The 22,747-nt window shown below is 69.7% G+C and carries 21 protein-coding genes; 16 read left to right on the top strand and 5 right to left on the bottom strand.

The genetic code is table 11. The features are described from left to right. Positions 1–120: 120 nt before the first annotated feature. The 3 genes from ACFP2T_RS16205 to ACFP2T_RS16195 are packed head-to-tail and all read right to left on the bottom strand — an operon-like array spanning position 121 to position 3,016. Entirely contained in the window at positions 121–1,425 is a 1,305-nt protein-coding gene (locus ACFP2T_RS16205) for a transcriptional repressor (protein WP_377422242.1), read from the bottom strand. Next, a complete protein-coding gene (locus ACFP2T_RS16200; RefSeq protein ID WP_377422240.1) occupies positions 1,422–1,685 on the bottom strand; it encodes a type B 50S ribosomal protein L31 in 264 nt (87 codons plus the stop codon). The genes ACFP2T_RS16205 and ACFP2T_RS16200 overlap by 4 nt, the downstream gene beginning before the upstream one ends. Continuing rightward, a complete protein-coding gene (locus tag ACFP2T_RS16195; RefSeq protein WP_377422869.1) occupies positions 1,682–3,016 on the bottom strand; it encodes a CobW family GTP-binding protein in 1,335 nt (444 codons plus the stop codon). Before ACFP2T_RS16195 ends, ACFP2T_RS16200 begins: the two co-directional genes overlap by 4 nt. Before the next feature lie 504 nt (positions 3,017–3,520). Here ACFP2T_RS16195 and ACFP2T_RS16190 point away from each other — a divergent pair. From ACFP2T_RS16190 to ACFP2T_RS16135, 12 genes are all read left to right on the top strand, one after another. Continuing rightward, a complete protein-coding gene (locus ACFP2T_RS16190; protein ID WP_377422238.1) occupies positions 3,521–6,739 on the top strand; it encodes a S8 family serine peptidase in 3,219 nt (1,072 codons plus the stop codon). Between the two features lie 191 nt (positions 6,740–6,930). After that, positions 6,931–7,659, top strand: coding sequence for a class I SAM-dependent methyltransferase (locus tag ACFP2T_RS16185; protein ID WP_377422236.1), 729 nt, complete (start codon positions 6,931–6,933; stop codon positions 7,657–7,659). A 269-nt stretch (positions 7,660–7,928) separates the two neighbouring features. After that, entirely contained in the window at positions 7,929–8,765 is an 837-nt protein-coding gene (locus ACFP2T_RS16180; RefSeq protein WP_377422234.1) for a class I SAM-dependent methyltransferase, read from the top strand. A gap of 140 nt (positions 8,766–8,905) precedes the next feature. After that, a complete protein-coding gene (locus ACFP2T_RS16175; RefSeq protein WP_377422232.1) occupies positions 8,906–9,424 on the top strand; it encodes a winged helix-turn-helix domain-containing protein in 519 nt (172 codons plus the stop codon). 53 nt (positions 9,425–9,477) lie between these two features. Next, complete coding sequence (gene rpmB, locus ACFP2T_RS16170) at positions 9,478–9,714, top strand: 50S ribosomal protein L28 (protein WP_377422230.1); 237 nt, start codon at positions 9,478–9,480, stop codon at positions 9,712–9,714. Beyond that, positions 9,714–9,881, top strand: coding sequence for a 50S ribosomal protein L33 (gene rpmG / locus ACFP2T_RS16165; protein ID WP_377422228.1), 168 nt, complete (start codon positions 9,714–9,716; stop codon positions 9,879–9,881). The genes rpmB and rpmG overlap by 1 nt, the downstream gene beginning before the upstream one ends. Then, on the top strand, positions 9,881–10,186 hold the full coding sequence (gene rpsN, locus ACFP2T_RS16160) for a 30S ribosomal protein S14 (RefSeq protein ID WP_377422226.1): 306 nt from the start codon (positions 9,881–9,883) through the stop codon (positions 10,184–10,186). Before rpmG ends, rpsN begins: the two co-directional genes overlap by 1 nt. 103 nt (positions 10,187–10,289) lie before the next feature. Next, positions 10,290–11,753, top strand: a complete 1,464-nt coding sequence (locus tag ACFP2T_RS16155; protein WP_377422867.1) for a choice-of-anchor M domain-containing protein — start codon at positions 10,290–10,292, stop codon at positions 11,751–11,753. A gap of 183 nt (positions 11,754–11,936) precedes the next feature. Further along, on the top strand, positions 11,937–13,157 hold the full coding sequence (locus tag ACFP2T_RS16150; protein WP_377422224.1) for a WxL protein peptidoglycan domain-containing protein: 1,221 nt from the start codon (positions 11,937–11,939) through the stop codon (positions 13,155–13,157). A gap of 83 nt (positions 13,158–13,240) precedes the next feature. Then, positions 13,241–14,824, top strand: coding sequence for a TIGR03773 family transporter-associated surface protein (locus ACFP2T_RS16145; RefSeq protein WP_377422222.1), 1,584 nt, complete (start codon positions 13,241–13,243; stop codon positions 14,822–14,824). Between the two features lie 185 nt (positions 14,825–15,009). Beyond that, the gene (locus ACFP2T_RS16140) at positions 15,010–15,675 is read left to right on the top strand and encodes a choice-of-anchor M domain-containing protein (protein ID WP_377422220.1); all 666 of its coding nucleotides are present in this window, start codon (positions 15,010–15,012) and stop codon (positions 15,673–15,675) included. A 31-nt stretch (positions 15,676–15,706) separates the two neighbouring features. Continuing rightward, positions 15,707–16,351: a choice-of-anchor M domain-containing protein gene (locus ACFP2T_RS16135; RefSeq protein WP_377422218.1), complete on the top strand. Its 645-nt coding sequence runs from the start codon at positions 15,707–15,709 to the stop codon at positions 16,349–16,351. Between the two features lie 163 nt (positions 16,352–16,514). Here the strand turns inward: ACFP2T_RS16135 and ACFP2T_RS16130 are convergent, their stop codons facing one another. Beyond that, entirely contained in the window at positions 16,515–17,615 is a 1,101-nt protein-coding gene (locus ACFP2T_RS16130) for an LLM class flavin-dependent oxidoreductase (RefSeq protein ID WP_377422216.1), read from the bottom strand. Continuing rightward, a complete protein-coding gene (locus ACFP2T_RS16125; protein WP_377422214.1) occupies positions 17,605–17,997 on the bottom strand; it encodes an SCO5389 family protein in 393 nt (130 codons plus the stop codon). Before ACFP2T_RS16125 ends, ACFP2T_RS16130 begins: the two co-directional genes overlap by 11 nt. Positions 17,998–18,384: 387 nt before the next feature. Here ACFP2T_RS16125 and ACFP2T_RS16120 point away from each other — a divergent pair, with 387 nt between their 5' ends. From ACFP2T_RS16120 to ACFP2T_RS16105, 4 genes are all read left to right on the top strand, one after another. Continuing rightward, complete coding sequence (locus ACFP2T_RS16120; RefSeq protein ID WP_377422864.1) at positions 18,385–19,959, top strand: anchored repeat ABC transporter, substrate-binding protein; 1,575 nt, start codon at positions 18,385–18,387, stop codon at positions 19,957–19,959. Between the two features lie 62 nt (positions 19,960–20,021). Next, positions 20,022–20,972, top strand: a complete 951-nt coding sequence (locus tag ACFP2T_RS16115) for a choice-of-anchor M domain-containing protein (RefSeq protein WP_377422213.1) — start codon at positions 20,022–20,024, stop codon at positions 20,970–20,972. 20 nt (positions 20,973–20,992) lie between these two features. After that, positions 20,993–21,712, top strand: a complete 720-nt coding sequence (locus ACFP2T_RS16110) for an anchored repeat-type ABC transporter ATP-binding subunit (RefSeq protein ID WP_377422862.1) — start codon at positions 20,993–20,995, stop codon at positions 21,710–21,712. Next, positions 21,713–22,624, top strand: coding sequence for an anchored repeat-type ABC transporter permease subunit (locus ACFP2T_RS16105; RefSeq protein WP_377422211.1), 912 nt, complete (start codon positions 21,713–21,715; stop codon positions 22,622–22,624). Positions 22,625–22,747 lie beyond the last annotated feature (123 nt).

Genomic DNA, 22,747 nt, shown 5'->3' with positions numbered 1-22,747 from the left:
CGGCGACCTGGTGCGGCCCGTGGCGAGCGGAACCGGGTCCTCGTGACAGCGGAGCCGGCGGCAGCTGCACAGAGCTGGCCGCCGCGATCGCCGGCGGGGTGGCGGCGGCGATCGCGACTGCTAACGGTCCGGGTCACATGCCTGGCAGATGGCGTACAGGTCCAGCCCGTCCGAATGTGGGGTGAACCCCGTGTGGTGATGTAGTTGGAGAAGCCATCGGGCCACCATGTCGGACGGGCATTCGGCCACCTGTCCGCACCGGTCGCAGATCAGGTGCTGGTGCGTCTTCGGGCCGCAGTGCCGGTATGCGCGCTCGCCGTGGACGTCGAAGACGTGTAGCAATCCCGCGTCGGCAAGGCTGTGCAGTGTCCGATAGACGGTCGTGAGGCCGACGCGCTGGCCGCCGTGCCTGAGCTCGGCGTGTACGGTCTGGGCGGTGATCGGGCGCGGTTGACCGGCCGGCAATGTCAACACCGCCCGACGCTGGAAGGTGGGTTTCAGACCGGCGGTGCACAGCTGTGCCGACGTCAGGTCGGTGCTCACGACGATCTGGGGGCGTAGCCCGATGTGAACGCTTCGGGCGACAAGTGAGCTGAGGTCCTCGCGATGCCCCAGCCACGCGACGTTGTCCGGGTCGAGGAGACGCCGCCACGCGGCGAGGTCGCCGTCCTGGATCAGCATGGTGGGACGTAGCCGGTCGACCCGGTGGGCGAGTTCCGCGACGACGGCCAGCCGGTCGGCCCGCTGAAGTGGTACCGGCTTCTCCCACAGCGTGGTGCGGGTGGTCACGGGAGCGAGCCCGGCTCGGCGCAGTGCCTCCGTCCACCCGTAGGGCATCCGCCGCGTCTGTGGCAGGTCGGCGCGCATACGAGCGAACCAGGCGTCCTCGGCGGCCTGGAGTCGCATTTCGAGCCCGGGGTCGCCGATGCCGAGGTCCCATGGCAGGCGCCGGGCCGGCAGCCCGCCTTCGGCCAGGGCCAGCCGTCCGCCACTGCGCAGGAGGGTCGTCAGCGCGGCGAGCGCAGCCCGCTGGTCGCCGACGTGATGTACGCACGCCGAGGTCCAGAGCAGGTCCGCGCCCGTCGGCAGCGCCTCCCGTAGGGCGGCGACGCCGTTGGCGAGATCCGCTCGCACCACGTCTATGGCGACCCGTGGATCGGTCCACTCGGTGTGCACGTGTGCCCGGGCCGCGTCGAGAATCTCCGGGTCCGAATCGGCGGCGATGACCCGGCCGCAGGTCATCCCCCGGGCGATGGCAAGGGTCATGCCGGCGGCGCCGCAGCCGACGTCGAGCGCCAATCGGTCGGTGGGCCGAACGAGGTCGCGGGCCACCGTCAGATACCAGCTGTGATCTTCGCGGGCTGCGGTGGTGAGGTGCCCTGCCTGCTGCGCCCAGTCGACCTGGTAGGCGGGCAGTGTGGTCATTGAGTTCCCTTCGGGCCGCGACGGGCGTACTTGGCGCGGAACTTCTCTATCCGTCCGGCGGTGTCGAGCACGCGCTGCCGGCCGGTCCAGAAGGGGTGGCTGGCGGAGGAGATGTCGACGTCGATGACGGGGTAGGTGTTGCCGTCGGTCCACTCGATGGTCTTGTCGCTGGTGGCGGTGGTGCGGGTCAGGAACGCGAAGTCGGCGTTGCGGTCCCGGTAGACGACGTGGGCGTAGGGCGGGTGGATGTTCGGCTTCATGCGGGACGTACCTTCTTCTGGATCGGATCGGCCTGGTCGGAGTCGCCGTCGGTGCGGCCGGTGCCGGTGGCGGTGTCGACGTCCGGGGTGGAGAAGCAGCCGGCGAATGGATCGTGGTACTCGCGCCAGGTGTCCTCGCCGTCGGCGAGTTCGGCGTCGCTGAGCAGGCAGCCGGCGAGCAGGCGGTGGATGTCGACCGGGTCGAGGTCGACCCCGATGAAGACCAGGTGGTTGTGCCGGTCGCCGTAGTAGGGGTCCCAGTCGACCGAGGCCGCTAGTCGGCGGTGGTCGCCGACCTGCTCCCAGTGCTGCTCGGGCATGCTGGCCAGCCAGCGTCCGAGTGAGCCCATGGCCAGGCCGCCGCCGGCGAACTCCCAGGCCACGGCGGTGTCTGGTTGGCTGGCCAACCAGAGGTGACCCCGCGAGCGCAGCACGTCGGCGTTGACCTGCTCCAGGACGTCGTGCAGGCGTCCGGGGTGGAACGGCCGGCGGGCGCGGAAGACCGCCGAGACCACCCCGCAGTCGGGTAGCGGTTCGTGGACACCGAGGGAATACCCTTCGATGCCTCGCGCGAGGACGGCGGGGAGCTCCGGTCGGTGCCGGCGGGTGCGGCGTAGCCGGTGGGTGAGCGCCCGGTCGGCCGCATACGGCTGGTCGACGGCGAAGTGGGCTGCCCACGGTGCCATCCGGTGCAGCAGGATCGACAGGCGGGTGGTGTCGAAGGCGCTCTCGGGCGACTGCCCGCACAGGACGACGGTGTCGGCGTACTCGATCTGTCGGACTATGACGTCGGCGAGTGCGCGAGGGTCGTCGTCGGCGGCCTGGATTCCCAGCGTGATCAGGTCGTCCGTGCTGGTGAGCCCGTCGAGCAGGTGTTCGGCGTCGACCACGGTCACGTACGAGTCGATATGTAGGTGATTGGTGATCGGTGCGCCGTCGACGAGGCAGTGGGCGCAGGCGGCCGCGACCGCCTCCGGTTCCACCACCTCCGGCAGCATCAGGACGAGGTCCTGACCGGGGTGGGTACGGGTCAGCCGGAGGAGCGTGGGAAGGACGTCCTCCCGCAGCGTGCACGAGACACAGCCGTGCCGCAGTGTGACCCGTTGATCCTCCACCGTTCCCGCGTCGGTGCGGACCATCCGGCGTACCGTCCCGGCGCCCAGGTCGGACAGGTCGTGCCGGACCAGCAGCAGCGATGGGTCGTCGGCGAGCAGGGCGTGCGCCACCGCCAGGGTGGTGGGCGACCAGAACCCGGAGAGCACTGTCAGCGAGCAGCGAACATCCGCCGGCGCGGTCGCGGCGAGTCCAGGGGCCAGGGGTGACGACATCAGGAGTCCTCTCGACTTACTTGAAAATGATTGTCATTCTACCGAGTGTCTTCTGTCAACGCGAAGGCTCTTCCGGCGACCTGGCTCGTGGCCCCGCGACCGTCGCTGAGCCAGCCGGGCCGCGGCGCGTGGCGGCGGTTGGCGCGGACGGGGTCCGATGCCCGGATCGGCCGGCGGCATCGCGACGGCTCGGCGAAGGGAGGCGGACAGGCTGGGATGATCCCGGGGCATTCTGATCGATGACGTCCGATTGGATCTCGATGCTGACGACGCCGGCCGATCGACGGACCGTCCCATCCACCAGCGAGCTGTGCTGGATCGGTGCGTTCGGTCGCTGGTGTCGAGAACAGCCAGGTGCAACGATGCGGATCAACCCCCAAACCCTCCGAGAGGGGCAATATGAAGCCATCTCTTTGGCTGCGGATCGGCCTTGCGGCTGTCCTGGTTCCGCCGTTGGTGCTGACGGCGGCGAGCCCGGGTTCAGCCCAGTCGGCACCACGGTTCACCGTGACGCCACTCGAGCCGGCATCGAAGGTGAGTGCCGCGAAGGCGCCCGCCAGCAGTCTGGCGCGTACCGATCCCGCGTTGCTGGCGCGGAAGGACTCCACGCCGATTCCCGTGCTGGTGAAGCTCGACTACGAGTCGCTGGCGTCGTATCGGGGCGGGGTGAGCGGGTACGCCGCCACCAGCCCGGCCCGGACCGGCCGCAAGTTGTCGGGTGCCCCGGCCGAGCAGCGTTACGGGGGATACGTGGCGGGCCGGGAGAGCGCCTTCGTCGGTGCCCTGGCCAAGCGGGTCCCGCAGGCATCGGTCGGACACCGCCTCCGGACGGTCTACGGCGGCGTTTCCGCCGTCGTTCCGGCCAACAAGGTCGGTGAGTTGTTGAGGATCGACGGTGTGGTGGCCGTCCAGCAGGACGTTCTGCGTAAGCCGCTCACCGACGCCAGTGGTGCCTTCATCGGCGCGACGTCGCTGTACCCGCGGCTGGGCGGGACCAGGAACGCGGGCAAGGGTGTCGTGGTGGGTGTGATCGACACCGGGGCGTGGCCGGAGCATCCGTCCTTCGCCGATCAGGGCAACCTCGGCGCGCCGCCGGCCAAACCGGACGGGACGCCGCGTACCTGCGACTTCGGCGACAACCCGCTGACCCCGGCGGTCGACGTCTTCGCCTGCAACCGCAAGCTCATCGGTGGCGCCCGGTTCCTCGATACGTACGACCTGGTGGATGACGACGATGTCTACCGGTCGGCCCGGGACAGCGGCGGGCACGGCACGCACACCGCCTCCACCGCCGTGGGCAATGTCGTCGGCTCGGCCAGCGTCTTCGGGGTCGAGCGCGGGCCGTTGGCGGGTACGGCGCCGGGGGCGTGGCTGTCGGTCTACAAGGTGCTGGGCCCGCAGGGTGGTTTCACCTCCGACATCGTGGCGGCGATCCAACAGTCGGTGAAGGACGGTGTGGACGTCCTCAACTACTCCATCGGCGGCGGTGGCGGGGGCCCGACGGACCCGAGCATGCAGGCGTTCAGGGACGCCTACGCCGCCGGGGTCTTCGTCTCGGCCTCGGCCGGAAACTCCGGCCCGGGGGCGGGCACCGTCGACAACTTCGTGCCGTGGGTGACCACGGTGGCGGCGTCCACCCAGACCCGGGAGTTCAGCTCGACACTGACCCTGCGGGGTGGCGCGGAAACGCTGGTCCTGACGGGTGCCTCGATCACGGCAGGCGTGCCCGCGGCGACTCCGGTGGTGCTGGCCGAGTCGGTCGAGGGGTACGCCGGCGGGGCGCTGTGCCAGGCGGAGGCCGCTGCCGGGACGTTCAGCGGCAAGATCGTGGCCTGTCAACGCGGGGTCAACGGCCGCGTCGAGAAGGGCCACAACGTGGCCCGGGGCGGTGCCGTCGGCATGATCCTGTACAACCCGTCGTTGCAGGACATCGAGACGGACAACCACTTCCTGCCGACGGTGCACCTGGCCGACGGCACCGCGTTCAAGACGTTCATGGCCGGGCACACGGATGTGACCGCGTCCTTCACCCCGGGGCAGAAGGGCGCCGGCAAGGGCGACGTGATGGCGGCGTTCTCGTCACGCGGGCCGGGTGGCCTGGTCCTCAAACCGGATATCAGCGGCCCCGGGGTGCAGATCCTGGCCGGGAACACGCCCACCCCAGACGCGGTCGACGGTGGCCCACCGGGCCAGTACTACCAGGCGATTGCGGGCACCTCGATGTCCGCCCCGCACATCGCCGGCTCGGCGGCACTGCTGGCCGCGCTGCACCCGAGCTGGACACCGGGCCAGATCAAGTCGGCGATGATGACCACGGCGAAGACGAGTCTGCTCAAGGAGGACGAGACCACCAAGGCCGATCCGCTGGACTACGGCAGTGGCCGGATCGATCTGACCCGGGCCGACGACCCGGGCCTGACCTTCGACGAGACCGCCGACCGGATGCTCGCGCTGGGCGCCGACCCGGTCAACGCCGTGCACCTGAACATCCCGTCGGTGGACGCGAAGGTGATGCCGGGCACCGTCAGCACGGTCCGCACCGCGAAGAACGTGACCGGCAGGACCCAGACCTACACCGTACGGACGAGCGCGCCGGCGAAGAGCCGGGTCACCGTCTCGCCGAGCAGGTTCACCCTCAAGGCCGGCAAGTCGACCCAGCTCCGGGTGACGATCTCGTCGACCGCACCGACCGGACAGTACTTCGGCGAGATTCAACTGCTGCCGGCCTCCCGCACGCTGCCGGCGTTGCACCTGCCGGTGGCGTTCGTCCCCCAGCAGGGCGACGTCACCCTGGCTACCACCTGCACACCCGACTCGGTGGCCTGGTTGGGAGCCAGCACCTGCACGGTCACCGCCGAGAACACCTCGTCGCGGGACACGACAGCGGATCTGACCACCACCACGACGGCTCACCTGCCGGTCCAGTCGGCCTCGGGGGCGAAGGTCGTCAACCCGCTGCGTGTCGAGAGGAAGAACGTCAGCCTCGCCGGGCAGCAGGCGGGTGTCCCTTCGCTCGGGCCGGGCAGCGTCGCCGGTGAGTGGATCCCGCTGTCGGAACTCGGCGTCGTTCCGGAACCGCTCGGGGACGAGGACCTGCTCAACTTCACCGTCCCCGAGTTCGTCTTCAACGGAGTCAGGTACACGTCGATCGGCGTCGACTCCAACGGCTACCTGGTGGCCGGCGAGACCACCGCGGAGGACAACAACTGTTGTCTGCTGCCGGCGTCGTTGCCCGATCCGGCACGGCCCAACAACGTCCTGGCGCCGTTCTGGACGGACCTCGACGGTACCGGGGCGCCCGGGCTCTACGCCGCGACGCTCGAGGACGGATCCAACGTCTGGCTGGTGCTGGAGTGGCAGGTCAACGTCTGGGGCACCACGTCGAACCGGCACTTCCAGGTGTGGATCGGGTTGAACGGCACCCAGGACATCGTCTTCGCGTACGACCCGGGAGCGCTTCCGGCCAACCCGAACCAACCCTTCCTGGTCGGGGCGGAGAACGCCGACGGCAGTGGTGGTGACTCGCTGCCGGCGGGCACCTTGCCCACCGGCGACCTGAGGATCACCAGTACCGACCCGACGCCTGGTGGTTCTGCCTCGTACACCGTCAGGGTGCGTGGCCTGCTGCCCGGTACGGGCACCGTCACCAGCACGCTGACCAGCCCCATTGTGCCGGGGACCACGGTGGTGACGGAGAACGTCACCGTCAACCAACCTCGCAGGTAACGGCTGACCGGCCTGCCGGCCGGAGTACCAGGGAACGAACGGTGGGCACCCGTCGAGGCGGGTGCCCACCGCCGTCTGACAGGGCCGCCGGGATATCGCTGGACGCCGGGAGCAGCCATCCGGAGCCCCAAGATGCAACTGGTTTCCAGTATCATCTAGCCCTCTGAGTTGTCGTCGCTGGGGAGGGAACTATGGAAGCTGATCCCTACGCGGAGTCAGGCGAGTATCTGGACCTGCTCAGCCAGGGCGCGTGGCAGGCGTTGCGGGTACCGATCGGGAAGGCGTTGCGGCACGTGGTGCCAGCGGCCGGGCCGATCGTGGATGTCGGTGCGGGCAGTGGGCTCGGCGTCGTGGTCGCCGCCGAGGCGGTAGCGGACGCCGACATCGTCGCCGTGGAGCCGTCGCCGGTTCTGCGCGCGGTGCTGCTGGCGAGAGTCGCCGGCGCCGAGGACCTGCGCCGGCGGGTGACGGTGCAGGCGGCGGATGTGGCGAGCATGCGGTTGCCGGCCGGGGTGGGCGGGGTCATGGCCATCAATATGATCGGCCATCTCCCGCCGACCCGACGCGCGGCGTTCTTCGCGGACGTCCGGAAGCGGCTGGCTCCCGGCGCACCGCTGATCGTGAACCTGCAGCCGCCGGCCGAGGTGACGACGGTTCCGCAGAGCGAGTTCGTCTCGGTGGTGGTCGGCGACCGGAGCTACACCGGTAGCGGGGCGGCGCGTCCGGCCGGGGAGGACAGCGTTACCTGGACGATGACCTATCGAGTGCTGACGGGTCAGGGCGCCGTCGAGCGGGAGGTGGTGGTGAATTACCCGTGGTACGTGCTGTCCAGGCAGCGGCTCCTGGACGAGCTGGCCGGAGCGGGGTTCACCACGTCAGTGGGGGAGATGGACGTGGTGACCGCTATCTCGCCTGGCTGAATTCCATGTGCCGTTGCTTGCCGTCGGCCCTGCTTGCAACTGATCATCCAGGGTCGTGCGGGTGATTCGGCTGGTCACATCCACGGGCCGGACCGCAGGCATTAGCCGGTCGAGCACCTCGGCCACCTCGGCCACCTCGACATTGAGTAACCCTGACCGGTGAATCGCCCATCTTACTGCTTCTGAAAGTCATGTTCGACAAGATGGTGTCCGTCCTCCGGGGGCACGACCGCAGTGCCTCCGGTCGGTTCATGATGTCGGGGGGCGGTATGACCGAGGAAACGCGGCGCAAGGCAGCCCTGGTTGGAGCGTTCGACCGAGGGGCGCCGACCTATGACCGGCTCGGGGTCGACTTCTTCGGTCCGCCTGGGACGGAACTGGTACGCCGGGCCGGTGTTCGGACCGGCCAGCGAGTTGTCGATGTCGGTTGCGGGCGGGGTGCCGTGCTGGTGCCGGCGGCCCGCGCCGTCGGTGTGACCGGCCGGGTCGTCGGTATCGATCTGGCGCCGACGATGGTGGAGTTGACCCGGGCCGAGGTCCGCGCGGCCGGACTGTCGCAGGTCGAGGTTGAACTGGGTGATGCCGAGTCGCCCCTGCTGCCGGCGGGGGAGTTCGACGCTGTGCTCGGTGGGTTCGTGGTGTTCCTCCTGCCGGACCCGGCCGCCGCGCTGCGTGGGTATCGGCGGCTGCTGTGCCGGGGCGGCCGGATCGGCATCACCACTTTCGCGAACCAGGATCCGAGGTTCACCGAGGCGATGCGGCGGTTGGCCGGGCACCTGCCAGCCGATCGACGGCAATGGCCGACCTCGAAGCAGGATGCGCTGTACGCCACGGCGGACTTGACCGCGGCGCTGCTGTGGGAGGCGGGATACCGGGACGTGGACGTTACCGAGGCCTCGTTCCAGAGCCGGTTTCGCGACGTCGAGCACTGGTTGGCCTGGGTGTGGTCCCATGGCGCGCGCAGCCTGCTGGAGCAGATCCCGGCGCAACGGTTGCCGGTGGCGCTCGCCGAGGTGACCCCGGTGGTGGAGGGTGCCCGCTCGGTGGACGGCGATCTCCTGTTCACCACCACGGTCCGGTTCGCGGTGGCGGCCTCGCCCGGCTGACCGGACCGCGACCGTCAACGCCTGATCCCCATCATCCGCGATTGGCCGGCGGACGATCCGCTGTTCAGTAGGCCTTGGCGCCAGTCCACGTCCGATGATCCGCACTCGACAAAACTGAAAACGGTTGTCATTATGCTTAGGTGACTTCCTCGGACCTGCCCGCCGGCGCGACAGTGGGCGCCTCGCGTGTAGCGGACGGCCCTCAACTGGTGGTGTCCGTCCGGCTTTTTGCTGGGCCGGGTTCGGTAAGCCCTGGCGTCGCCCGGCTCGTTGAGTCGCTCTCGCAACTCGCCCAGGCGCCCCAGGTCGCCCGGCGAAGGGTCGTTCCGCAGTCGTGGGTGCTTCGAATCCTGCTCGACTCCCGGATCGTCCTGCGGGGCGAGGAGGAGATCCCGCTCACCCGCCGGGAGTTCGACCTGCTGCGGCATCTTGCCCAGCATCCGCGCAGGGTCTTCACCCGGGCGCAGCTTCTGGACCAGGTGTGGGGTCACGCGCATCTCGGTCATCGCACGGTCGATGTGCATGTCAGGCGTCTCCGGGCCAAGGTCGGGCTCGATGTTCCGCTGGTGGCCACGCTGCGCGGGGTCGGCTACCGGCTGGGTGACGAGGTGACGGTGGCGGTAGTGCCCGAGGTGGCGCCGGTTCAACCGAACAGATGATTCATAAACGAAAACGATTCTCGTTATGATTTCCAACTTGAAGGAGGCAAACCGTGTCCCGACGATGTGACGTCACCGGCGCCGAGCCGAGCTTCGGCAACGCCGTGTCCCACTCCCACCGGCGCACCCGCCGCCGCTGGAACCCCAACCTGCAACGCCACCGCTACTGGCTCGCCTCCGAACGGCGCTGGGTCACCCTGCACCTCACCGCGAAGGCGATGCGCACGGTGGACCGGGACGGGATCGAGCGGGTCGTGGCCGGTCTGCGGGCCCGGGGAGCGCGGGTCTGATGGCCCGGCACACCGACCTGCGACCGGTGGTCAAGCTGCGCAGCACCGGCGGTACCGGCTACACGTACGTCACCCGGAAGAACCGCCGCAACGACCCGGACCGCCTCGTGCTGCGCAAGTACGACCCGGTGCTGCGCCGGCACGTCGACTTCCGCGAGGAGCGCTGATGGCCCGGCGCAGCCTGGTCGACCGACAGTCCCGCCGCGCGGACCTGGTCAGCCGGTACGCCACATACCGGGCCGAGCTCAAACGGGTCATCACGGATCCGGAAACCGACCCGGCGGTACGCGCCGTCGCGGTACGCCGGCTCAGCACCCTGCCCCGGGACTCCAGCCCGGTACGGCTGCGTTCCCGCGACCAGCTCGACGGACGCCCCCGAGGCGTGTTCCGCCGGTTCGGGCTGTCCCGGATCCGGTTCCGGGAACTGGCCCTGCGCGGCGAGCTGCCCGGCGTCCGCAAGGCGTCCTGGTGAGAACGGATCCAGCGGCGGATGTGTCGGCAGAGAGCCCGAGCGGCGCGAACCGAGGCGAAGAGCTGCTGTGCGCGAAGCGCACGGCTGTCGGGAAGGGAGAATGATGATTGTTAGATCGCGACCCCGAGGGATCGGGGTCCTGGTCACGGTGGGGGCGGTGGTCGCCGGCACGCTGCTGGCGCCGGCATCCGCCTCCGCGGCGGAGAGGGTGGTGCTGGCAAAGGGGCATACCGACGCGGTTGACGTGCACTACGAGGACGGCGCGCTGTCGTTGAAGGTGCACGACGACACGATCGAGCCGTCGGTGACCCGGGATCCGGCCGACGTCACGTTCCAGGTGTTGCCCGGTGCGGAGATGCCGGTGCCGGACGACGACCGGTTCGCGTTCCTCGGGCCGGCGGGAACGCCGATCTGGCTGCTGCCGATGACCCAGGACCCGGAGTTGCTCTGGCCGGGCTGGAACACCACCACGCTCGCCTCCGGGGTCTTCACCGGCAACCAGGTGCGGTTGAGCCTGCGCGACGTCGAGGGCCCGGGGGTGGTGAACGTGTTCACCCAGGACGTCTTCGGCGGGCCGATCGTCAAGTTCCGCAGCGACGACGGGCTGCCGGACGTGATCGACGTGCCGGTACACACCCACGCGCACGCGAACTGGGCGTTCAGCGCACCCGGCAGCTACACGTTGACCTTCCAGGCCGACGCGACGCTGGCCGGCGGCGGCACGGTCAGCACCGGACCAGTGGACTACTCGTTCGTGGTGGGCGAGCTGCCGGACCCGACCCCGCAGACCGAGTTGAGCATCAGCGGACTGGCGCAGGCATACCAGCCGGGTGAGACGGTGACGTTGGCCGCGGTGCAGACCCCGCAGTCCGAACTGGAGCACTACCACTGGTTCAGCAGGTGTCAGGGCGACGAGGACTGGAAGGTGATCTCCGGCGAGGCGGGCGTCGGTTACTCGTTCACCGCGACCCGGGAACTGAACGACTGCCAGTACCTCGTCCGGCTCTACGACTCCGATCACAATGTCGTGGCCAGCAGCCCGCCGGTCACGTTGCGGGTGGCTACGGCGCCGTCGACTCCGGGCGCGTCGCAGACGATCACCGCCTCGATCGACGGTACCCAGGGCGGGTTGGTGGTCAGCGTCGATCCGGACGACCGGGCCGTGGTGCTGCCGCCGGCCCGACTAAACGCCAGCGGCGACCGGTGGGAGAGCGACGGGGAACTGCGGCCGGTGACGGTCACCGACACCCGTACCGGCAGTCCGGGCTGGAACGTCTCCGGGCAGATCCCGGAGAACTTCACCGGTCCGGACGGGGCGACCTTCGGCGCCGACCGGCTCGGCTGGACACCACGGATCCTCAGCCAGGGGACCGGGCAGGGTGTGGTCGCCGGCCCGACGGTCGGTCCGGCCTCCGGGGGCGGGCTCGGGGCCAGCAGCATGCTCGGCTCGGCACCCAACGGGACGGGCCGGGGCACCGCGCAGCTCTCCGCCGAGCTGCGGCTGAGCCTGCCGACCGAAACCGCCCCGGGTACGTACACCTCGACCCTCACCCTGACGGCGATCTGACCGTCACCTGATTGCCCGGTCCGGGCGGCTCGATTCCGACGAAGAATCCTCCGAACCGCCTGGAACGGGTAGCGGCCCGGCCGCGGGGTGGAGCCGAGTGGTCTGCATACGCTCGTCCATCCCGCGGTCGCGGTCGCGACGAAAACCCCACGAGAAGCTACGAACGGAATCCGCGACCCCGCCATGCGACTGCCAGCCGTCACCGCCGTCACCGTCGTCCTGATCGGCCTGGCCCCACCGGCGGCCGTCGCCGCCCCGACGCCGACCCCAGCCGCTCCGACCCCGGCCGCGTCCGCGACTTCCGGGCCCGGAACGACCGTATCCCCGCCCGCTGAGTCCCCGGTCACCTGGGGCGTGACGCCGTCGAGTCCGAAGGGACCGGACGGCAGGGCATCGTTGCGCTACAAGCTCGACCCCGGCGCCAGCGTCACCGACTACGTCGCGGTCACCAACCACTCCGCCGGGCCGGTCACCCTGACCGTCTACGCCAGCGACGCCTTCACCACCGGACAGGGTGGCTTCGATCTGCTCGCCGGCCGGGAGAAACCGGTCGACGTCGGCGCCTGGGTACGACTTCCCACCCGGACCCTGACCGTCCCGGCGACCTCCCGGATGGACCTGCCGTTCACGCTGACCGTGCCGGCCAACGCCACCCCGGGTGACCACACCGGCGGCATCGTCGCCGCGCTCGCAGCCACCGGCACCGACGCCCAGGGCAACCAGGTCTCGGTCGACCACCGGGTCGGCACCCGCGTCTACCTCCGGGTGACCGGCGAGCTGCGACCCGCATTGGCCCTGGAGGATCTGCGGGTCCGCCATCGGGGGTCGTACAACCCCATCACCGGCGGCGAGTTGACCGTGACCGCGATGCTCCGGAACACCGGCAACGTCCGGCTCGGCGGCCAGCCGACGCTGCGGGCGACCGGCCCCTTCGGGCTCGCGGCCCGGACTACCACCGGCGCTCCGGTGCCGGAGATCCTGCCCGGCGGCGCGGTCCGGGTGAGCGTCCAGTTGTCCGGGGTGGCGCCGCTGTTCCGGCTGACTGCCACCACCACCGTCACCCCGGTGACGGTCGACGGCCAGGTGATCGACCCTCCGCCGCTGTCCGTGGCCGACAGCAGAGCGGTCTGGGCCCTGCCGTGGAGCCAACTGCTGCTCGTCATCCTGACGGTCATCGGATGCTGGGTCCTGCTGAGGCTCCGCCGACGCCGGCGGCGACGCACGGCTCGGGACCTTGCCCAGGCTGTCGCCGCGGCCCGGGAACAGGGACGCATCGAGGCCGCCAAGGGGATCCCGGGCAGCTCCGCCGACGAGCCGATGAACGGGCAAAACGGCCGGGCACCCGGCGCCGCTCGCGATGCGACCCGGTCGCCAGGGGATTCGTCGGGCGACCCGGAGAAATGAGCGATGGATCCGGTCTTCGTCCCGCGCCGCACCGCCGGGCGGGACGTGATCTTGACAATGTCGTATGCCAGCGAAGGAGGATGATGAGAATTCCCAGTCTGCGAGCCGGTGCCGCCGGGTTCGCGGCGGCCGTACTGGCGTTGGTCGCCGGGGTCGCACCAGCACGGGCCGCCCCGGTGCCGGTCAGCACCGATGGTGCCGACCTGATGTCCGTCTCGCTCGTCGACGGCGCACTGTCCCTGCGGATACGGGACGCCACCCAGATCGCCCGGGGAGTCCCCGGACACGATCCGGCCGATACCGTCCTGGGACCGGATGGCGGAGTGGCCGGTCGGGTGCCGGCCGACAGCCGTTTCTCGTTCCTCGGCACGCCCGGCCGGCCGGTGTGGCTGCTCGCGGCCGGGGGGACCGCTTTCCCCAGCTTCGACACCATCGGCGTGGCGCGTGGGGCGGTGCGGGGGGACAGGATCACGGCGTCGCTACGTGCCACCGACGGTCCTGGCCGGTTCACCGCCTACCGGTTGTCCGGCCTCGGTACGGTCACGCCGCTGTTCGGCACCGACCTCGCCGGTCAGGTCGAGTTGCCCACCGCGAGCCGGACCCCGGCGGTGCTCTGGGCGTTCGACGCCGCCGGCGACTATCGGATCACCCTTGCCGTGTCGGCGACGTTGCTCTCCGGCCGGGAGGTGACCACCGAGGCGACCTACCGGGTGGCCGTGCCACCGATCACACCGGGACCACCAGCGGCCCCACCGCCGGCGGCAGTTCCGGCCGACAGGGCGAAGTCCCTGCCGCAGCCGATGGCGGAGCCACTGGCGGCCCGCGAAGACAGCGCAGGTGCGGTCAAGGCACCCGCGCAAGGTCCGGCCCCGAAGGTCGCCGCCGCGACGACCGGCACCCGCAAGGTCATCTCGGACGGGCATGTCGACATGGGGCCGCAGTTGACGGGCGGGACCTGGACGATCCGGCTCAAGGACGACACGGTCAGTCCGCCGGTCTGGCGGGAACTGGCCGATGTGGTGCTGCACGTCAAGGACAAGGCCAAGACCACGGTGCCGGCCGGGGCGGACTTCCTGGGCAAGGAGGGAGACGCGGTCTGGCTGTTGCCACAGGCGCAGCAGTCCGGGATCGTCTGGCCGGGCTGGAACACGCAGCACGAGTCGGTCGTCGCGGCGGTCAAGGGCAACGTGGTCTGGACCCTCAAGGGCGTCGACGGCCCCGGGAAATTCATCCTCTTCCTGACCGGATCGTTCGGCAACGCCGACGTGCTGTTCGACTCGGCCAAGAGCCTCCCGCAACAGTTGAGCATCCCGCCCAACACACACGCCCACGGCAACTGGGGATTCAGCAAGCCGGGACTGTACCGGCTCGAGGTGCAGATGAGCGGCACCACCAGCGCCGGCAAGGCGGTCACCGACACCAAGACCCTGGCGGTTGCGGTCGGCGACAGCACGGACCCGGACGGCGGCTTCGGCAGCGGGTCCGGCAATGGCTCGGGCAACGGCTCGGGCAATGGAAACGGCGGATTAGCCCGTACCGGTGACTCGTGGGTGATCCCGGCCAGCTTCGGCGGCGTTCTCCTGGTGGCCGTCGGGATTCTGCTGGTCTACCTGGCCAGACGCCGCCGCCCCAGCGGCCACCGACAGGTCCAGGAGAGCGGCGCGTAGCAGCCGGCGCGACCTGCGGTGCGAAGTCCTGCCGGCGGCCATTCGGGCGCCCGGGGTCCCTATCTGCTGTCCGGATCGGACCCCGCGCGCTGTTGTCGTCACGTTCACCACTTCCGCGAGTTAATCAAAACGACTATCGTTTTCAACAAGCGATCCATCGGGGATCGTGGGGAAGGGAGTTCTCTGTGCGTAGTACCCCTCGCCGTCTGCTCGTGGTAAGCGCCATCGGGGCCGCCCTGGTCGCCTCGGCGGTGCCGGCACAGGCCCAGGTGGCCACCGCGTCCCGCCTCGTGCTCGCCGCCGGCCATGTCGACGTGGTCGACGTCGAGTACGAGGACGGCGTTCTCGAGATCGGCGTGCACGATGAGACCGTCGATCCCGGTGTCGAGCGTGAGCCGGACGACGTGCTGTTCAAGGTCAAGCGCGAGGCCAGGACGACCGTCCCGACCGATCCCGCGTTCGGGTTCCTCGGCGCTCCCGGTGCTCCGGTGTGGATCCTGCCGGAGGCACAGGACGAGAGCCTGCTCTGGCCCGGCCTGTCCAGCGAGGAACTGGAGGCCGGAGTCTTCTCCGGCGACGCGGTCACGCTCAGCGTGGTACGAGTCGTCGGGCCCGGCCAGTTGGCCGTCTACACCGAGAACGCCGTCGGGCAGCCGAACCTGCTGATCGACAGCGGCGACGGAACCCCGGACACGATCGGCCTGAACGTCGGGGGCCACCTGCACGCCAACTGGGCCTTCGACCAGGCGGGGACCTACACCGTGAAGGTGAAGGCGATCGCCACGCTCGCCGCCTCCGGCCAGCGGGTCAGCTCCGAGACCGTCAACCTGCGCTTCGTCGTGAAGTCCTGACCAGAGAGAAGGACCTGTGAGAGGCAAGCGAATGAGTCTGCGTAGCAGAGGTGTGGCCGGTTTGATCCTGCTCGGCGGATTGCTCGCCGGAACGGCGGTGCCCGCCCAGGCGGCGCCGGTCGTGCTGACCAGTGGCCATGTCGACGTCATCGACGTCGACTACGCCTCCGGCGCGTTGCTGGTCAACGTGCTCGACGGCACCGGGTCCACCGACGTCGAACGCAACCCCGCGGACGTCGTGTTCCGGGTGCCGGCCACGGCGAAGGTCACCGTGCCGAGCGGATCCGCCTGGTCATTCCTCGGCACCGGCGGGCAGGCCTGGATCCTCCCGCAGGCCAACACGAGTGGACTGCTCTGGGCGGGCTGGAACACCGCCGAGGTGCCCAGCGGGGTCTTCCAGAACAACCGGGTGACGTTCCGGCTCACCAGCGTCAGCGGGCCCGCCGGGTTCAGCATCTACACCACCTCGCTGGGATCCCCGAACGTGCTGTTCGACAGCGGCAATGGGCTGCCGGACAACCTGAACGTCAACTACAACTCCCACGCCCACGTCAACTGGGGCTTTGACACCGCCGGCACCTACGCCGTCACCTTCCAGGTGACCGGCACGCTCGCGGCGACCGGAGCGACCGTCAGTTCCGGCTCCAAGACCTTCACCTTCCAGGTCCTCGCCTAGACCGCGCGCTCGACGCGTGGTAGATCACCGTCGGGAACGACCGGCCGGTGCGACGTCCCATACCCGGGCGTCGTATCGGTCGTGTTGTCGGTGGGGGCGTTGGTCGAGATCGTCATGCTCGCCGTCGAGGCGCGCTTCGGATCCGAGCGCTCGGCAACCTCGGTCACTGTGCCGGGACAGGCCGCCGCACGCGGCCATCGGTGGAATCCCAGCCGCTCGGGCCGGGCGGGGTCAGGTCGAGCACCTGGGAAGCGAGCCGGGCGATGTTGTCGAGAGTGGTCTGCCGGCCGCCGGCGGCCTCGACCATCAACAGCAGATGTCGTACGCCGGGAACCGCGGCCGCCTCGGCGAGCCGCTGTCGGCAGTGGGCAGGGCCGCCGACCGGGTGGATGTCCAGGAGCGTGTCGACATATCGGCTGCGTTCCGGCCGGGGCGACGGCGAGCCGTCGATGCGGACGTACTCGTCGGTGCCGGACAGCAGCCCCGGCAGCGCGGCCCGGACGGCGGCTTTTGCCTCGGTGTCGGTGTCGGCGACGTAGGCAAGGTGCGCGCTCGCGTGGGGGGCGGCCGCGGGCCGGTGACCGTGCGAGACCGAGATCTGGGCGTACCGTTCGAGCAGCTCCGCTTTCTCCGTGTTGGTCGCGTGCATACCGAGCAGCAGTGGAAGCCCTCGCCGGGCAGCCAGCTCGACGGTTGAGATGGAGGTGGCGGCGATCCAGACCGGGATATGTCGGCGTGGCCCGGGCACCACGCGGACCGCACGGAACGGGAACCGGTTGGTGCCGGCGACGTACTCGTCGCCCTGGAGCCAGCGTGTCAGCAGGTCGACGGAATCGGCGAAGCCGTCGGTGTACCGGTCCAGCCCGGTGCCGAAGACCTCCAGGTCGACCCACGGCCCGCCGCGAGCGACGCCGAGGGCAAACCGTCCGCCGGAGAGTTCGTCGAGCAGGACCGCCTCCTCGGCCAGCGCTACCGGGTGGCGGTTAGACAGGATGCAGGCCGCGGTGCCGACTGTCACATGTCGAGTGGCGCCGAGCAGGTGCGCGGCGAAGGCCGGGGCGGACGGGCAGGCGCCGTACGAGGTGAAGTGGTGTTCGGCGATCCACACTCCCGCGTAGCCGTACCGTTCCGCCGCCAGTCCGTACCGGTGGGCCGCCGCCAGGGACTCGGCCGCAGTGGTGCCGGGATGCTGTCCGGCGAGCAGGAACAGATGCGCTGCGACCTGCCCCACTCGCCGGACGGCCTCCGGTGGATCAGCAGTCACGCAGTTCGGGTGACTGGTTGAGCAGCTGACCACGGGTGGACACGAAGCGGCGGTAGGTGTCGGAGTCGACCGCGGCGGGGCGGAACGCGGCCACGCGGTGGCAGTTCTGGAAGGCGAGCCGGACGCCGAAGTGCCTTTCCAGCCCGCCTCTGATGGCGTCGCTGGCCAGCGCACGCAGCAGTTGCCCGCGCTCGGCCTCGCCCGGCGGCGGAATGACGTTGTCGGCGAAGTCGTCGTCGGAGGTGTTGAGCTCGGCGACGACCTGGCTGACCGTCTGCCACGCGTACGGCAGCGACTCCCGGACACAGTCGACGAACGCGGCGTCGTCCACCGAGCCGCGCTCGGCGGCCTCCAGCAGGGCGGGGGGAACAGCGAGAGACATGACCCTCCTCAAGTAGAACCCGAAAACGATCGTGACACCCATTTTCTTCTTTACGGTGTGTGTGCGCAATGCTCGGGATGAGTAATTTTCTTGTTGATATGTCCCGGCGGGCGCAGGTGCCGGAGGTCGGGACGTTGACGCTGCTCGTTGGACGCCCGGGTCCCGCTCGGTTCCGGAGGGCTGACCTTCGAGCCAGTTGATAACCGTTCCCATTTTCATGGTACCGTGCGGTCGGTCCGTGAGAGTGATCGCGGCCGAGAACACCGGCGCATCGCCAACCCGGCCGGGACGACGGACGGATGTCCATGACACGTGGGGAGGGTCGTGCGTATGCCGGCCGTTAGGCGGCGTCCCAACAGTGCGGTCGTACCGCTGATTCGGCACCGCATGCGGATAGCCGCGCTGACCGTCCTGGTGGGACTTCTCGCCAGCGGTTGCCGATCGACCGTGACTTTGAGCGGGCACGACGAGCGGGTACAGGTCGTCACCACCACCGGGATCCTGCAGGACCTGGTACGCCAGGTCGGTGGCGACCGGGTCGCGGTCAGCTCCCTGGTGCCGGACGGCGCCGACCCGCACAGCTACGAACCCTCGCTCCGCGATGTCCGCAACGTGGTCTACGCCGACGTGGCGTTCAGCAATTATCTGCTGCTCGAGGAGCACGCGATCATCAAGACGCTCGACGCCAACCTGCGGACCGGGATGCCGAACATCTCGCTCGCCGAAGGGGCGGTGAAATACGCCGCCGAGATCATCCCGCTGGTCGAGGACGTCTCCCTCGACACGATCTGGCTGGGCATGCGGGTCCGGGGCAGCGGCACGGCCGACGGCGCGAACCGCTCCTCGGACATCCTGCTCAGCGCCACCGGCGCCACCGGACCGGGCGCCATGACGGCCTACCTGACCGAGTCGTTCGGCAACCCGTCGTTCTACGTCAACTCCGCCGACGGGTTCGACCCGGCGAACGGGTTCAAGGACGACACCGCCCGGCTGCCCCCGGACGCCCACACCCACATGAGCTGGGCGTTCACCAAGCCGGGCGTCTACCGGTTGACCATGCGGGCCCAACTCGCGGTCACGCCTGAGACGAAGCCCGTTCCGCTCGGGGAGCAGACCTTCACCTTCGCGGTCGGGGTGGATCCGCACTCGGTACCAGGGATGACCGACGCGGCGGTGCTGAACTCGGGGCACGCGGACCTCACCGTCGACCTCGACGAGAAACGGTTGTACCTGCTCGCCGACCCGGAGGGTGGCGGCGAGGCCGACCAGCGGGCGTACGACCCGGCGAACACCGTGATCGAGGTGCCGAACAAGGCGCTGCTCGAGGTACCCGGCGACCGCAAGTTCCGGTTCCTGGGCCGGCCCGGCACCCAGGTCCACCAACTCCCGCAGGCGGTGCTGGGCAAGCACGTACACGGCGAGATCGACCCGCACCTGTGGCAGAACGTCCGCAACGCCATCGCCTACGTCGAACTGATCCGGGACACCCTGATCGGGATCGACCCCGACGGCACCGGTGAATACCGAACACATGCCTCGGACTACATCGCCGAACTGGAGCGGCTCGACACCTACGTCCGGGACACGATCGCCCAGATACCCCAGCCGCAGCGGCACCTGGTCACCACCCACGACGCGTTCGGATACCTGGGCGACGCCTACGACGTGCAGATCTCCGGCTTCGTGACCCCGAACCCGGCCACCGAGCCGAGCCTGGCCGACCGACGCCGACTCACCGAGACGATCCGCAACCTCGACATCCGCGCGGTGTTCCTCGAACCCAACCTGACGGCCCGCTCGACGACCCTGACCGAGGTCGCCAGCGAGCAGGGCCTACGGGTCTGCGAGATCTACGGCGACAGCTTCGGCGGCGACGTCCGAACCTACGGACAGATGATGCGATTCAACGCGGAATCGCTGCGGGACTGCCTGACCAGGCCGAACAACGGGAGGCGACAGTGATCGGCGCACCGGTGCGACAGGATGCGCGCGCAAGGACGAGGTTCGCCGTCCGGTGCGGTGCGGTGGCTGCCGTGCTGCTGGTGCTGATCGCGCCCGGAGCATCGGCGGTGGCCACGGAGCCCACGCCGGGCCTGGACCAGTCGATCGCCCCGGACCAGCCGCTCGCCACCGACCGGGCGGTGCTGAAGGCCGGGCACGTGGACGTCGGGCCCCGGTACGTCGACGACCGCTGGACGCTGCTGATCCACGACGACGCGCAGCGACCGGTGTGGCGCAGCCCCGACGAGACGGTACTGCAGGTCTCCGACGCGGCCCTCCAGACGGTTCCGGACGACCCGGCGTACGCGTTCCTCGACGTCGACGCCGGCGAGCGGGTGTACGTCGTGCCGCAGACGCAGCAGCCGGATGTGGTCTGGATTGGGTGGAACACCCAGGATCCTCGGGTGATGCGGGACATCGACCGGGGCGTGACATTGACCCTGCTCGGCGTCCGCGGGCCGGGCGCGATGACGGTGTACCTACAGTCGGGCAACTTCGCCGCCCCGCAGGTGCTGTGGCGCTCCGCCGAGCCGAAACCCCAGCCGCTCTGGGTGGAGGTAAACACCCACACCCACGCCAACTGGGTCTTCACCCGACCCGGCGTCTACCTGGTGGCCATCCAGGCATCGGCGGACCTGACCAACGGAGAGCAGGTCGCCGACACCAAGCTGCTGCGGATCGCCGTGGGCGATGCGACCAGCACCGACGAGGCGTTCACCGCGACCGCGGACATCCCATCCGGGCCGGCGGCCCAAGCGACGTCGGACAGCGACGGCGCCGCGGCGGACGGTTCCGGTGGCGGCAGGTCAGCCCTGATCGCCCTGCTCGTCGGGGTCGCGGTGCTGCTCATCGTCGCCCTGATCTGGGTGCAGGTCCGCGGCGGCAGCGCCAAGCGCCGCGCAGAACGCGAGCGAGTCGAACGGGCAGCCGCCGGGCCGACCGACGCGGATCCGACGTCGGAGAGCCGGTCGTGAGAGCGCTCGACATCGCCGACATGAACGTGGATCTCGGCGGCCGGCCGGTGCTACGAGATGTAGCGCTGCACGTCGAGCCCGGCGAACTGGTCGGACTGCTCGGACCGAACGGTGCGGGAAAAACCACCCTGCTGCGGGCGGTGCTCGGGCTGGTCCGCACCCGCAGTGGACAGATCCGAGTCGACGGCGAGCCCGCCAGGCGCGGCCGTACCGCGATCGGATACGTGCCGCAGCGCCACGAGTTCAGCTGGGACTTCCCGATTTCGGTCGAGCGAACCGTGCTGACCGGCCGGACGGGAAGGCTCGGGCTGCTGCGCCGGCCCGGCGTACCGGACTGGCGGGCGGTGGGGGAGGCGCTCGACCGGGTACGGCTGTCCGATCTGCGTACCCGACCGGTCGGCGAACTCTCCGGCGGTCAGCGGCAGCGGGTCCTGGTGGCCCGTGCCCTCGCACTGTCGCCGCGCATCCTGCTGCTCGACGAGCCCTTCACCGGCCTGGACCTGCCGACCCAGGAACTCCTGGGCGACCTGTTCACCAGCCTCGCCCAGGAGGGCCGGGCGCTGCTGATGACCACCCACGACCTGGTCGCCGCGCTGGAGTCGAGTACCCGACTGATACTGCTGAATGGCCGGGTGATCGCCGACGGATCAGCGGCCGAACTGCGTGACCCCGAAATCTGGCAGCGGACCTTCGGGGTCAGCGAGCGGTCCGCGCTGCTCAAACTCGTGAAGGCGGCCTAGGTGTCGATCACCGACTTCCTCACCGACCTGTTCAACCCCGACCTCGCCTTCCTGCCCAAGGCACTGGCGATCGCGGTGATGTCCAGCGTGGTCTGCGGCGTCGTCGGTTGTTACGTCGTACTCCGGGGAATGGCCTTCATCGGCGACGCCGTCGCGCACGCGGTCTTCCCCGGCCTCGCGGTCGCCTTCGTGTTGCAGGGCAGCCTGGTGCTCGGCGGCGCGGTCGCCGGCATCGCCACCGCGCTGCTCATCGCCGTCTTCGCCCAGAACCGGCGGCTGAAGGAGGACTCTCTGATCGGCGTCTTCCTGGTCGCCACGTTCGCCCTCGGCATCGTGATCATCTCTCAGGCGCCCGGCTACGCCGGCTCACTGCAACAGTTCCTGTTCGGCTCGATCACCGGCATTCCGGACCGGGACCTGTACCTGGTGGGCGGCACCGGGCTGGTCATCCTCGGCCTGGCGTTCGCGTTGCACAAGGAACTGGTGGCGGTCAGCCTCGACCGGGAGATGTCCCGGGCGATCGGCCTGCCGGTCTTCTGGCTCGACATCCTGCTCTACGTACTGGTGACCCTGGCCGTGGTGATCTCGCTACAGACCATCGGCAACATCCTGGTGCTGGCCCTGCTGATCATTCCAGCCGCGACCGCTCGGCTGCTCACCGACCGGCTGGGCATGATGATGCTGCTCGCCCCAATCGTCGGCGGTGCGTCGGCGGTTGTCGGGCTCTACCTCTCCTGGAGTTACGACACCCCGGTCGGCGGCACCATCGTGCTGGTCACCACCGCCGCGTTCCTGACCTCCTGGCTGTTCGCACCACGGCACGGCCTGCTGACGAAACGCTGGCGTCGACCACGAGGCAATGCGCTCGGCGAGCAGATGACCGCGAGCGAACCCTCGTACCAAAACTCATGATCGAGAGCCGTGTCTCCGCCGGGGCAGCGGATACTCATCGGACCAGCAGAGCGGCAGCCCGCGCCGTGTTCGACCCGCACTGGGACGTCAACGGACAGAAACCACTGGCCAGGCCGGGGCACC

Source organism: Plantactinospora solaniradicis (genome assembly GCF_042658085.1).
Taxonomy (GTDB): domain Bacteria; phylum Actinomycetota; class Actinomycetes; order Mycobacteriales; family Micromonosporaceae; genus Plantactinospora; species Plantactinospora solaniradicis.
This window is presented reverse-complemented; position numbering and strand designations above follow the sequence as displayed.